We start from the raw sequence: 13,403 nt of genomic DNA on the forward strand, positions 1-13,403 counted from the left end.
ATTTTATTATTTCAAAACAGACAAAGTTGAAAGGAATGTGGGGTTTCCACTGGGATAGATTATTATGGGTTATTTGACTTTAGAGGATTAGCTATAAGTTTTTATTGTGAGATAAATGGACAAATTTTAAATTCGATGAACAATATCATTTTTATTATGACGTAACTAATAATATGAGAAAATTAGTTAAGGTGTTAGAAAAATGTAACATTTTGCTTACGCAATCAAGTGAAAAGCGGTAAAATCAAGTTAAAGATGTTCCAACTAAAATCTGGAAAAACCATTATATACCACACTTTCCGCACTCCAGGATAAAGATATTACACACTCTCATCTTACGGGCGGCATGATGTAATCCGCCCTCCAACCCTTGATATTTTAGGGTTAGAATAACATGAAAGACTATTTAATTGAGGCTTCTCATAAGTTGAGCAAACTTTTGAAAAGTCTCTTTTTTCATGCCTTTCGTTACATGAAGAAATACATTTCTAATCGTATTATTTATATCAAAAATACAAGAGTTTTCTTCGACAATAAATTTTTCTAGAAAACAGGTAAAAGCTCGAGTTAGAAGGGTTTACTGCATTTTTAAACAAACGATTAATTGGGATAACAACTTGTCTGTATTTGTTAGAATATGTATTTTGCTAATTTTTATTGTCAGTTTTGAAGATAATTCCTAACACCCACAATTTTTTTACGACAATTAATTCTCTTGAAAACAGACAAAAGTTCATTTGATAAAAGGGTTTACTCGCTATTTAATCAAACGATTAGTTGGATGAATCGGTTTTAACTAAACGATTAATTAGAAATGCTTTAAATGTTGTCAAACCTGTGTTTAATCCTCCTTAGTATAAAGAATATTGTCGAGAAGAGGATCTAGTAAAAATGGTGGAAAGCTTTTGCTTCTTTATCCAAAAACAACAATACATCAATAAATTAATAACTTCTAGTGAATTTACAAAATATTTACAATTTTAGTAATTTTATACTAGGACATTTGTTGGTATTGCTATCATTTATTAATGAAAGGGTAGCAGGGGGTTAATGCAAATATTTAGTACACGATAAAAATATGTAATAACATTATTGACTAATAATCCAGATTTTGTTAGTATAATCTTACAAAACTTATCGGAATACATATAATACCTACCAGAAAACTGGAGGCTCTTAATCAATCATTAGGGAGTCTTTTTTTATCATTTAGAAAAAGCCGATCAGATCACTGAAGGCACTTCATTCATAATGGAGTGCCTTCTTTTTTTCTAAAGGAGGGAGGTTGGAAGATGGGTTGATGAAAAATATAACATATTGATAAATTGATAGATTGGGTGATTCCTAGATTATAACAAAAGAGATTATTTAGGTTTAGAACGGCTGAAAACCAATTCAAGGTAACAGAAAAGGTGTGAACGGATGAAATGAAAAAAAAATCTAACAAGCTGCTGCTATTAGTTGTTTCACAGATTATATTTCTCATACTTCTTATAGGATTAATGGAAGTACTTATTCGGGCTGGTATTCTAAACAGTTTTTATTTCCCTGCACCTTCAAATATATTGATGGATATTTTTCAACTATTCACAGATGAATCGATTTGGGTCCATGTTTATACTACTTTAATCGAGTTTATCGCAGGGTATGCACTTGCAATATTATTGGGAATTTCCATCGGAATGTTTTTAGTATTAGTGCCTTGGGCAGAAGAATCTTTCAACCCTTTATCTCAGCTTTGATGGCTATTCCCACAGTGACCATTGTTCCTCTTTTAGCCCTTTGGTTAGGGATTGGTTTGGAGCATAAAATTACAATTGTATTTTTATTTTGTTTCTTCACCATCTTAGTCAATACCATTACGGGTATTAAGCAAACAGAAGAGAAGCATTTGAAAGTCGCAAGAGTCTATCGTGCCACGGTATGGCAAACAATTTGGAAAGTAACACTTCCATCAGCGGCACCCACCATTTTTGCTAGTTTAAAGATCTCAGCTGCAACCGGTTTAGTAGGTGCGTTATTTGCTGAAATGTTAGCTTCTGAAGAAGGGTTAGGAAATCTTCTCTGAGAGCAACGACTCTTCTTAATACGTCACAAGTATTTGCGATTGTTGTCATTGTGACCGTCATTTCTGTCTTAATCATTGCTACGATCAATCTGATTGAAAGAAAAATCTTTCTGAAATGGAAAGGGAAAATGAAATTTAGAGGATAAACGGAGAAACATTTTTATGGTTCATCCATGTTTCATACTATTATTTTTAACCATCGTATTAGCCGAGTGTTCAGAGAAAGAAGGAACGACCAAAAAAAGGTTTATTCCAAAGAAATAGGGGGAATTAGAACGGCCCAATTTAAAGTGCAGCAAGTTTCTAAAGTCTATGAAGGCATTTCGCCGGTTGTCACCTTAAAAAATATCAATCTTCAATTTGAGGATTGCGAATTTATCTGCATTCTTGGACCTAGCGGATGCGGAAAAAGTACATTGCTTGAGTTATTAGCGGGCCTGCAAAAACCAACAAGCGGACATATTTTCATAGACAGTGAGGAAGTGATAGGACCAAATGAAAAACTCGGTGTTGTCTTTCAGGATGCCTCACTCTACCCTTGGCGTACTATTTTCCAGAATGTCGGCATCGGATTAGAATTTGCAGGGTACAAGAGGGCAGCTACTAAACTGAATGTTGAAAAATATTTAAAATTAGTTGGACTTGACCAGTTCGCCGAAAATTACCCTCACCAATTATCTGGAGGAATGCGGCAACGGGCCGGGATTGCACGTGCACTAGTAAGCTCACCGGAAGTACTTTTAATGGATGAACCTTTTGGGGCTGTTGATCATTCAACACGCCTAAAGTTACAAGATGATTTATTGGAAATTTGGGAAAAAGAAAAGAAAACCGTTATTTTCGTTACACATGACGTGAGTGAAGCCGTATATTTAGCCGACCGGGTTGTATTATTATCAGCACGGCCAGGTGAAGTACTGGAAATATTTAAAATAACTGTACCCCGCCCGCGTAGAAGGAATGATCTCCTCCTTTTAAATGCTCAAAATAAAATTTACTCGGCCATCTACCAAGTAAGTTCTGAGGAAAACCTGGAATATAACATTTAAGGAGGTGAAACGATGACTAATTTCGTAGAAACAGCATGGTTAGCGGACTAATAAGATAATCAGTTCTAAAATAAACTGAATATAACATAAATTTGAACTATATATTACCAATAAAGGAGTGGTTTACTATGAACTCAAAAGGACTATCAATTAAAACGGTTGTCGCAATCGGTATTGGAGCAGCAGTGTTTATCATTTTAAGCCGGTTTGGTTCGATTCCAACAGGCATACCTAACACAAATGTAGAAACCTCTTATGCATTCCTTGCTCTTATGTCATTACTTTACGGACCTGTCGCTGGATTGCTGATTGGATTAATTGGTCATACGATTAAGGACGCTGTTTTTTATGGAGCACCCTGGTTTAGCTGGATTATCTCTTCAGGAGTTGTTGGATTGCTAATAGGCTTAGCTGCATCACGGATCAACCTACAGGATGGGGAATTTGGTGGAAAAGCTATTATTTCTTTTAATATCATTCAAGTGATTGCAAACGCAGTTGCATGGTTTTTAATCGCTCCTACTTTAGATATCGTCATTTATGCAGAGCCAGCTAATAAAGTATTCATTCAAGGCCTTGTTGCGGGTGCTGCGAATATCGTAACAGTTGGGGTTTTAGGAACGCTGCTTGCAATAGCATATGCCAAAACGAGAACGAAAAAAGGCAGCTTGACTCGTGATTTGTAAGAAGATAAATGTCGGTGATTTCCCATCATCGGCATTTTTTAATAGCAAATAAACAGAAGGATGTTGATTATGAGCAAACCAGTGATTGAATTTACGAATTTTAGTTTCCATTACCAGGCTCAGTCCTCTCCAACCCTCCGTGAAATGAATTTGACGATTTATGAAGGAGAAAAGATTCTAATTATAGGACCATCGGGGTCTGGAAAAAGCACCATTGGACATTGTTTAAATGGATTGGTCCCCTTTTTTTATGCTGGTGAGATTTCAGGGAGTTTAAAGATATTTGGTAAAGAAACGAAAGAGGAAAGTATTTTTAACCTTTCTTCTCTGGTTGGAACGGTATTACAGGATCCTGATGCTCAATTCATCGGTTTAACCGCAGCAGAGGATATTGCCTTTAAACTTGAGAATCAGTTTGTTCCACAGGAAGAGCTATTAGATGCGGTTAATCGAGTTGCTGAATTGGTAGATTTGAAGGAACATTTGGATTCATCTCCGCAGGATCTTTCAGGAGGACAAAAGCAGCGGGTTGCCATTGCTGGAAGCATCATTGATGATGTAAGGATTCTTCTCTTTGATGAGCCTTTGGCAAATTTGGACCCAGCAACAGGAAAAACGGCAATGGAACTGATTGACCGTATTCATAAGGATGCCGGAAAGACAACAATTATTATTGAGCATCGATTAGAAGATGTGCTCCATCGCGAGGTAGATCGTATTGTGGTCATCGATGAGGGGCGGATAGTAGCGGATTTGACACCTGATGAATTAGTAAGCTCCAATCTGCTTATCGATACGGGCATACGTGAACCACTCTATCTGACAGCTTTGAGATATGCTGGATGCACGATCACTCCAGAGCTGAAGCCAAAAAGTATAGACACATTAAACATAGAAGTCAGTAAAATGAATCTTCATAGCTGGTATGACAACGTGACATACACCGAGGAAAAACAAAAAAATGATGTTCTTCTAGAGCTTAAGAATGTTCATTTCGGTTATTTAAAAGCACAAGAAATTATTAAGGATATTTCCTTCAAGGTTAACAAAGGGGAATTAATCTCTTTAATTGGTAAAAATGGAGCTGGAAAATCAACCCTGGCCAAGTTAATCTGCGGTTTTTGTCTTCCAACAAGAGGAGAAATCTTATTTAAAGGTGAAAATCTTAAAGATCAATCCATCAAAGAGCGAGCAGATCATTTTGGTTTCGTCCTGCAGAACCCCAATCAAATGATCTCTCAAACGTTAGTATTTGATGAAGTAGCATTAGGACTGAAATTCCGGGGAGTATCACCAAAAGAGATAGAAGATCAAGTGTTTCATGCTTTAAAAATTTGCGGCCTTTACGAATTAAGAAAATGGCCAATCTCTGCATTAAGTTTCGGGCAGAAAAAGAGGGTGACGATTGCATCCGTATTAGTGCTAGGGCCGAAATTAATATTACTGGACGAGCCAACAGCTGGTCAGGATTATAAACACTATAACGATATTATGGAGTTTCTGTGGAACATAAATCAGCAAGGAATCACAATTATCATGATAACCCACGATATGCATTTAATGCTCGAATATACGAACAGAGCCATTGTACTGTCTGACGGACAAAAGGTAGTAGAGGACGAACCTGCCAATATTCTTACAGATGAAGAGGTAATCCGTCTGGCTAATTTAAAGGAAACATCCCTTTATCAACTGGCATATAAGGCAGATTTTTCTGACCAAAGAGACTTTGTCAAACGCTTCATTCATTTTGATCGGAGGATGCGGCAACGATGAAATATAAAATTCTTTCTTACATAGATCTAGAATCTCCGATCCATCGACTGACAGGAGCTGCTAAACTAATTTGTCTAATTCTTTGGTCATTAACCACCATGATAACGTATGATACTAGGATTCTAGTGGTCATGTTTACTTTAGGAATAATAATCTTTCATTTTTCAAAGGTTGAATTTCGTTCGATTTCACTCGTAATCTATCTATTCTTATTATTTTTGTTTATCAACAATATCGCTATTTTTATTTTTGAACCGATGCAGGGGGTGAAAATCTATCATACCAAGCATCCGATTCATCACATCATTGGTCACTATACTCTAACCGCTGAGCAACTATTCTATCAAGCAAATTTAACGCTAAAATATTTCACCATTATTCCATTAGCTTTGTTATTTATCGTTTCAACTCATCCTAGTGAATTTGCTGCGTCTCTTAATAAAATCGGGGTCAGTTATCGAATTTCATATGCCGTATCTCTGGCGTTACGATATATTCCAGATATTCAGCGGGATTATCAGAACATCATACTCGCACAACAGGCGCGTGGGATTGATTTATCAAAAAAGCAGAAATTGACCAAAAAAATACGCTATGCATCATCCATCTTAATGCCGCTGATTTTTTCAAGTCTAAATCGAATTGAAACGATTAGTGCTGCCATGGAGCTTCGCGGCTTTGGCAGTCAAAAGAGACGATCATGGTTTCATGAGAGACCTTTTACAAAATCAGATTATTTGGCTATTATGCTCAGTGTCCTTTTGTTTGTTATTTCCATGCTGATTACTTTTTGGGATGGGAGTCGCTTTTATAATCCTTTTACTTATCCTGCAAAAGGAAATTTTTAAATCAAAGTTGACTTATCGGAAATATTGGTAAGGGGGGCTGATGTTTTACTCATAGCTCAACTATTCAGTTTAAGGTATTTTCTCCCTTTTTGTGGATAGATTCCCTCGGTTTGAAACCACTCCCAAAGCAAGGTTCCGCTCTTTCGGCCAATACAGCCACTCATAATAAGTTCAGGAACGATTAAATGGGTGGGCAAGCCTTTTACATAATAGGTTATATTGGTGTTAAATTCTTTTAATACAGTAATCTGGTCAATGATACTTGTAACCTCAAAAAGGCTATCCCATCTTTTCGTACATTGCTTGAAACTCTGGTTAGCTATTTCGATTTGTTGCTCGGGGCTAAAATCTTTCTGATGGAGTTGTGGAAAGTCTCTCAAAAAAATAGTATTCAACATCTGTTCACATACTTTCAGGTCGGAAATTGCCTCTTTAGAATACTTATCAACGACTGTAAACCATGTTGTACCAACACGCTTATCAAGCCACTGGGTAAACATCCTTAATTGGGAAAGGAAGGTTTCTACTTGTTTTTGATCAGGGGTAATTCTCATAACATGAGGAAAGTGGGTGAAAATCAGTTCTTCCCAGAATGGTCGCTTGCATTTTTTCCATGAGGGTGGACAGTCATCTTCCAAAACGTTGGTCATGAAGTTTGATAAGATACGGAGAAACTCATTTCGGTCTTTGTCATAGGGTCGTAAAAGTTTATAGTCAATAAAATCCTTTCCATAAAATAAAAAGTGTCCTCGGTGCCTCATGTCAAATTCAGCACTTATTCTCATATTTTTTAATAGATCTTCACGTTCTTTTGGATTTTCAAAATGCTTCATTAGTACTTTCATCTGAGGTTCTTTCCCGTCACAAATATCCTTCGTATTGTTGCTGTTTTTCATACAATCAACCTGCTTTCATAGTGAATTGTTTTTTTGAAAAGAAAAGAGAGGGTTAAAGGAAGATTTTACTGAGACTACTCATAGTATATCGTTTTCAGAAACGTTTAAATGGTTGATTTATGTTACTTTTGTGAATAGATGCTAACATTTTGCTAACTCAAGCCAATGAAAAACGATGATAAACCAATAATCCCTAATCATCTAACTTTTAATTTAGGAAAAAGAACCGTCCCCATGGTCAAAAATTATTGCACCCAGCTAACAACTCATTAGATAGTTTTATTCAATTGAGGGAATATTACTACCTGAAAGAATTAATTAGGAGTCCGAAATCACATTAAGGAATGATACAAATTCTACAAGGCTTTACCGAAGAGATTTTGCAGGTACATTTATAAAAATACTGACTGATAGGAGGAAGGGATTAAATGATTGAAGATAAAAAGGTGTCCGAACATGACGATATCCCTTTAACAGCTTCGGAAATCGGTTTTCTTTGGGTGCAATATTTAAACGATACATTAGCAACTTGTGTAATGAGATATTTTAAAAATATTTGTGAAGATAAAGAGATCCTTCCGCTTATCGAAAATTCCCTAAGCATAGCACAAAGTGACATTACGATTATTAAGGAGATTTTTTCAAAAGAAAATCATCCTATTCCAGTTGGTTTTACTGAAGAAGATGTAAATCTGAATGCACCTAGATTGTTTTCTGACGCATTTATCCTCATGTATATACAAAAATTAGAGGTAATCGCAATGGCAAGTATCAGTATGGCGATTGGTGTTTCGGCACGTTCAGATGTAAGTGACTTTTTTAGAAATTTACTTATTTCTGTTTCTGAATTACACGATAAGGCAAGGAAGGTTATGTTATCAAAGGGAGTATATATTAGACCACCGCAAATACCAATGCCAGATAAGGTTGATTTTGTAGAAAAACAAAGTTTCTTATTTGATTTTTTAGGTCATAAACGCCCCCTAACGGCAATTGAAATTACACATCTTTTTATGGGTATCCAATCGAATACACTTGGAAAAGCAATGATGATGGCTTTTGCGCAAGTGTGTAAAAATGAAGATGTAAAACAATTCTTTTTGGAAGGGAAAGGAATTGCGAATAAGCATATAAAAAAATTCAGTTCAATAATGAATAACGAGGACATTACTGCATCTATGGGCTGGGAGGCCCTTGTTATGGATAGTACAGCGGCACCCTTTTCAGATAAATTGATGATGTTTCATACTACAAGTTTGATTGCCCTTGGGATAGGAAATTATGGTGCTGCAGCTGGTACTAGCCAAAGAATGGATTTAAGTGCTACCTTTGTACGCCTTGCCGCTGAAATTGCTTTATATGCAGAAGATGGCGCAAACATAATGATTAAACATGCATGGCTGGAAGAACCCCCCAAACTAATTGACCGTCAAGCACTCGTTAAACAACAAAAATAAAAGAAATGATTTTTTTTATATTAGTGGCTCCTCTTTTTGGGGAAGCCTTTTTTATTTGCAAATGACAATACGTGAATACTTGAACAAATGTAAAGGTTGAACGGTTGAAACTAGTGTGTAGAGTATATGAAATACAAAAGATTTTCGACAATAAATTTTTCTAAAATCAAGTAAAAAACTCATTTTAACAGGGTTTACTGTATTTCTAATCAAACGATTAGGTGGTATAAATACGTGTCTGTATTTATAAGGATATTTATTTTTAGAAGGACCACAGTGACGGTTCTGGTGGTTTGAACTAGCTTCATTAAAAACCATAAGAACCGTCACTGTGGCTTGAACCACAAACACGTGTAGACTTATTAAAATCAGATAAAGTGGATATCGTATTAGCGAACTTTACCGTAACACCGGAGCGTCAAGAACAAGTAGATTTTGCAAATCCTTACATGAAAGTAGCCATTGGGGTTGTTTCACCAGATTCAGCACCAATCAAATCGGTCGATCAATTAAAAGGGAAGAAATTAATTGTCCTAAAAGGTACAACGGCAGAAAGCTTTTTTATGAAGAACCACCCAGAAATTGAACTTGTAAAATATGATGCCAACACTGAAGCTTTTGAAGCTTTAAAGGATGGACGGGGAGATGCATTGGCGCAAGATAATGCATTATTATTTGCTGGGCTAATGAGAACCCTGATTTCTCCGTTACATTATCATCTTTAGGTGATTTAATTTAGCTTACATTGCACCAGCTGTGAAAAAAGGCAATTCAGAACTATTAAAATGGTTAAATACCGAGCTTGAAACATTAGGAAAAGAACAATTCTTCCACAAAGCATATGACGAAACATTGAAATCTGCTTTCGGTGATAACATTAGTGCAGATAATGTAGTTGTAGAAGGAAAAGCAGAATAGTTTCAGGAATGGCTGGTGAATGGGAACCTCTCCAAGCGCACTATACAAAAGAACGAGCATGGGAGTCTTTGGAGTTAAAGACTACTTCCTAATAACAGGAGGTGGTCTTTTTTGTTGTTCCATCTTGGGATAATGAGGTTTTTGTTATTTTATATCGAAAAATGTCGTTGATATTATCTGAATATAATGTATAATAAAATAATCAAAAAATTATAAAAAAGGTGTGGACAACAAATGAATATACTAGCAAGAATTAGTACAGTAGCAGGTAACACTTTTATCTACTGGGTTTTACTATTTACGGCTTTAGCCATGATGTTTCCAGGAGGTTTTACCTGGATTGCCCCTTATATCTCCATCCTGCTTGGAATAATCATGTTTGGGATGGGATTAACCTTATCTGTCGAAGATTTCAAGGCCGTATTCAAACAGCCTCTTGCTGTATTCGTAGGAGTTGCTGCTCAATACATTATAATGCCGGGTGTAGCCTATCTTCTGGCCGTAGGATTGAATCTCCCTCCTGAAGTGGCGGTTGGTGTTATATTGGTCGGTTGTTGTCCTGGGGGAACTGCATCAAATGTAATGTCGTACCTGGCAAGAGCAAATGTCGCCCTGTCCGTTGCTGTTTCATCGGTTGCGACTTTGGTGTCACCGATCCTTACTCCGGCGCTTATTTACTTATTAGCTAGCCAGTGGCTTCCTGTATCAGGAAAAGATATGCTTCTCTCGACAGTTCAAATCGTTCTTCTTCCTATTATTCTTGGTATCATCTTCAAATGGATTTTGAAGGACAAAGCAGAAGAAGGGGCAAAAGTTCTGCCGCTTGTCTCAGTAATTGGAATTGTTGGTGTCATTTCAGCAGTGGTAGCAAACAATAAAGAAAATATCCTGGAATCAGGTTTAGCCATCCTGGGTATGGTCATTCTCCATAATTTTGTTGGATTGGTATTAGGTTTCTTTATTTCAAAATGGTTCAAATTCCCGTATGCTGATCAAAAAGCAATCTCAATCGAGGTTGGGATGCAAAACTCAGGTCTTGCTGCAGCATTGGCGACTGCCCACTTCTCTCCACTTACGGCTGTTCCGAGTGCGATATTCTCAGTGTGGCATAATATTTCTGGACCATTGATTGCCACCTACTGGGCGAAAAAGGCTGCAAAACAAGAACAGGAAATGAAACAGGCTAAAAAAGTATCTTAAAATGTTGACTAATAATTTTTATCAATAGCAAAAACCACTTCCTAAAAATGAGGGAGTGGTTTTTGTTGTTGAAAATTTGCTAACAAGATTATTGATAGATAGGAAATTCAAGAAGACATCTAAGACGAACATCAAGGATGTTGAACTTCGGCAGAAGGATATAGTGGTATAATTTGAGTATCTTTTATTAATATTGCAGCAAGGGATACCCCACTTCATGATAAATAAAACTTTTGGATATATTCGGTTAGCAGCAAAAATCAAAACATTAGGGGATCGAGAATGAACCTTAAGCCCTTAATGGAGAAGAGATAAAGGAGGGGACAATGGAAACCACGATTACAAAAATTGATAAGGAAAAGGCTTGGAAATTGAGGCATAAAGTCATGTGGCCAGATAAGGCCTTTGACTACATAAAATTAGAAGATGATCATTTAGGGATTCATTTTGGTCTTTTTAAAGAAAACATGCTGATTTCTGTCATCTCACTTTTTATAAATAAGGAAGAATGCCAATTTCGAAAATTCGCAACACTCCAACGTGAACAAGGTAAGGGATACGGAAGTATGTTGTTAGACTATGTAATAAAGGAAGCTATGGACTGTGGTGTGAAGAGAATTTGGTGTAATGCCAGAAAAAGTAAGGTGGATTTTTATAAAAAATTTGGGTTACAAGAAACTAACTACAGTTTTATGAAAGGAGGCAAAACCTACGTTATAATGGAAAAAGATTTGTAGTACAATATAAAGGAAAACCAGGCACCATCCACTTTTTGGATGGTGCACTTTTATTCTGTAGAGGTTTGTCCACACGTCATGAAATCATTTGATTTCCATAGTCCCTACTCTAGCTTCAATCAATAGTAAAGTGTAAGTATGCCGAAGTGAATGTGGAGTCATGTTCTTTTCACTTCCTGCTTTAATGGTGTTCTACATATAAAAATTGTTCATATAATAGAAGAAATTTACTGCATAATTTTATAAAATCAATTTTTCCATAAAACCTGAGTGAGGGGTTTTAAAATTTTGGACCCTTTAGTGGAGGGACAAATATGTTTTTTCATGAGGTTCAAGCTGGCGATTCCTTATTTACGATTAGCAGCAGGTATGGAATTTCTATTGATGAGATTCGCCATGTGAATGGTTTAGTGGAGTCCAATATTGTCCCCGGCCAGGCATTGCTCATTCCTTTATATACGTATATTGTTCAACCCGGGGATACATTTACAGGGATTGCCAGAAAATCTTACTTATCTTTAGAACAACTAACAGCTGCCAATCCTGCTGTTAATCCGGCTGCACTACAACCAGGAATGAGGCTCACGATACCTAATATATCAAATTATCATGCATCAGCACTGGGCTACTATGTTGTTCGAAGTCCGGAACTGGACCGTGCTTTAATCAGTGATTTTGCACCTTATAGCACATCCATATCCATTTTTGAATATCACTTTGCTAGTAATGGAGATATCGCAAACAACTTAAACGATTTGACTGCTATTCAAACAACTTGGAATTATCGGGTTAGACCTCTTGTGACTGTCACGAACTTAACACCTGAAGGTTTTAGTCCCGAACTTGTTCATCAAGTATTAAACAATCCATCTGCAAGAACGAACCTTGTTAATAATATTTCCTATTTAGTGACCAATAGGGGATATGGAGGAGTAAATATTGACTTTGAGCGTGTTATGGCTGAAGATAGAGATCTTTTTACAGGCTTTTTACGTGAATTACGAGATCGTTTGCAGCCATTAGGACGCACGCTAACAATTGCGCTTCCCGCAAAAACAAGTCAAGAAATACCTTGGCTTAAGGGGTACGATTACGGAGGAATAGGTTCAGTTGTGGACTATATGTTTATCATGGCTTATGACTGGCACCATGCAGGAAGTGCACCAGGACCTACAGCTCCCATTACTGAGGTAAGAAAAACCGTTGAATTTGCCATAAAATATGTTCCTCGTCGAAAAATTATTATAGGTATGCCTTTATACGGATATGATTGGACCATACCGTACAATCCAGGTAGAGTGGCCCCAGCAATTTCAAATCAGAATGCTGTTGAAACAGCCATGAGGTACCAATCACCGATACAGTATTCAACTGAATTTGAGTCACCTTTTTTTCGCTATACAGATCAAAAGGGATTAACACATGAAGTTTGGTTTGAAGATGTAAGAAGCATGGGTGCTAAAATGTTACTTATTCGTGAATATGGATTACAAGGCTTAGGTGCGTGGCAATTAACACTGGGATTCACACAAGGTCCTTGGCTTTTAACAAAGTTTTTTACAATACTAAAGGTGTAAAAATATTGAATCAGGAAAGCCTTGGATCATCTCAATCCAAGGCTTTTAAACTTGCAAGTAGGGGAAATTTACGGAAATTTCCTCGACAATAATTTTTTTTAGAAAACAGATAATAGCCTGATTTAAAAGGGTTTACAGCACTTTTAAACAAACGATTAGTTAGTATACAATTTGTTTCTATTTCCCGGAAT

13 protein-coding genes are annotated in these 13,403 nt (G+C 36.6%); 12 read left to right on the forward strand and 1 reads right to left on the reverse strand.

Translation table 11 applies throughout. From position 1 onward, the window contains the following. Positions 1 to 1,427: 1,427 nt before the first annotated feature. The 6 genes from J2Y03_RS26435 to J2Y03_RS26460 all read left to right on the forward strand — a co-directional run bounded on the left by J2Y03_RS26435 (position 1,428) and on the right by J2Y03_RS26460 (position 6,427). Complete coding sequence (locus J2Y03_RS26435) at positions 1,428 to 1,742, forward strand: hypothetical protein (RefSeq protein ID WP_310200013.1); 315 nt, start codon at positions 1,428 to 1,430, stop codon at positions 1,740 to 1,742. Next, complete coding sequence (locus J2Y03_RS26440; RefSeq protein WP_310200015.1) at positions 1,742 to 2,068, forward strand: ABC transporter permease; 327 nt, start codon at positions 1,742 to 1,744, stop codon at positions 2,066 to 2,068. The genes J2Y03_RS26435 and J2Y03_RS26440 overlap by 1 nt, the downstream gene beginning before the upstream one ends. A 173-nt stretch (positions 2,069 to 2,241) precedes the next feature. Next, positions 2,242 to 3,117 (forward strand): ABC transporter ATP-binding protein, encoded by an 876-nt coding sequence (locus tag J2Y03_RS26445; RefSeq protein ID WP_310200017.1) that lies wholly within the window; start codon positions 2,242 to 2,244, stop codon positions 3,115 to 3,117. Between the two features lie 128 nt (positions 3,118 to 3,245). Then, positions 3,246 to 3,803, forward strand: coding sequence for an ECF-type riboflavin transporter substrate-binding protein (locus tag J2Y03_RS26450; RefSeq protein WP_310200019.1), 558 nt, complete (start codon positions 3,246 to 3,248; stop codon positions 3,801 to 3,803). A gap of 69 nt (positions 3,804 to 3,872) precedes the next feature. Continuing rightward, positions 3,873 to 5,579: an ABC transporter ATP-binding protein gene (locus J2Y03_RS26455; protein ID WP_310200021.1), complete on the forward strand. Its 1,707-nt coding sequence runs from the start codon at positions 3,873 to 3,875 to the stop codon at positions 5,577 to 5,579. After that, entirely contained in the window at positions 5,576 to 6,427 is an 852-nt protein-coding gene (locus tag J2Y03_RS26460; RefSeq protein WP_310200023.1) for an energy-coupling factor transporter transmembrane component T family protein, read from the forward strand. The genes J2Y03_RS26455 and J2Y03_RS26460 overlap by 4 nt, the downstream gene beginning before the upstream one ends. Before the next feature lie 56 nt (positions 6,428 to 6,483). On the opposite strand, the gene J2Y03_RS26465 is transcribed toward J2Y03_RS26460, so the two are convergent. After that, a complete protein-coding gene (locus J2Y03_RS26465) occupies positions 6,484 to 7,323 on the reverse strand; it encodes a hypothetical protein (protein ID WP_310200025.1) in 840 nt (279 codons plus the stop codon). A gap of 428 nt (positions 7,324 to 7,751) precedes the next feature. Here J2Y03_RS26465 and J2Y03_RS26470 point away from each other — a divergent pair, with 428 nt between their 5' ends. From J2Y03_RS26470 to J2Y03_RS26495, 6 genes are all read left to right on the forward strand, one after another. Then, positions 7,752 to 8,780, forward strand: a complete 1,029-nt coding sequence (locus J2Y03_RS26470) for a DUF3231 family protein (RefSeq protein WP_310200027.1) — start codon at positions 7,752 to 7,754, stop codon at positions 8,778 to 8,780. A gap of 377 nt (positions 8,781 to 9,157) precedes the next feature. Then, a complete protein-coding gene (locus J2Y03_RS26475) occupies positions 9,158 to 9,505 on the forward strand; it encodes a transporter substrate-binding domain-containing protein (protein WP_310200029.1) in 348 nt (115 codons plus the stop codon). 31 nt (positions 9,506 to 9,536) lie between these two features. After that, the gene (locus J2Y03_RS26480; protein WP_310200031.1) at positions 9,537 to 9,698 is read left to right on the forward strand and encodes an amino acid ABC transporter substrate-binding protein; all 162 of its coding nucleotides are present in this window, start codon (positions 9,537 to 9,539) and stop codon (positions 9,696 to 9,698) included. 234 nt (positions 9,699 to 9,932) lie between these two features. Continuing rightward, positions 9,933 to 10,898, forward strand: coding sequence for a bile acid:sodium symporter family protein (locus J2Y03_RS26485; RefSeq protein WP_310200033.1), 966 nt, complete (start codon positions 9,933 to 9,935; stop codon positions 10,896 to 10,898). Positions 10,899 to 11,224: 326 nt separating this feature from the next. Continuing rightward, positions 11,225 to 11,635 (forward strand): GNAT family N-acetyltransferase, encoded by a 411-nt coding sequence (locus J2Y03_RS26490; RefSeq protein WP_310200035.1) that lies wholly within the window; start codon positions 11,225 to 11,227, stop codon positions 11,633 to 11,635. 314 nt (positions 11,636 to 11,949) lie between these two features. Further along, positions 11,950 to 13,212: a glycoside hydrolase family 18 protein gene (locus J2Y03_RS26495; protein WP_310200037.1), complete on the forward strand. Its 1,263-nt coding sequence runs from the start codon at positions 11,950 to 11,952 to the stop codon at positions 13,210 to 13,212. The last annotated feature ends 191 nt before the right edge of the window (positions 13,213 to 13,403 follow it).

Source organism: Neobacillus niacini (assembly GCF_031457145.1).
GTDB lineage: Bacteria > Bacillota > Bacilli > Bacillales > Cytobacillaceae > Neobacillus > Neobacillus niacini_J.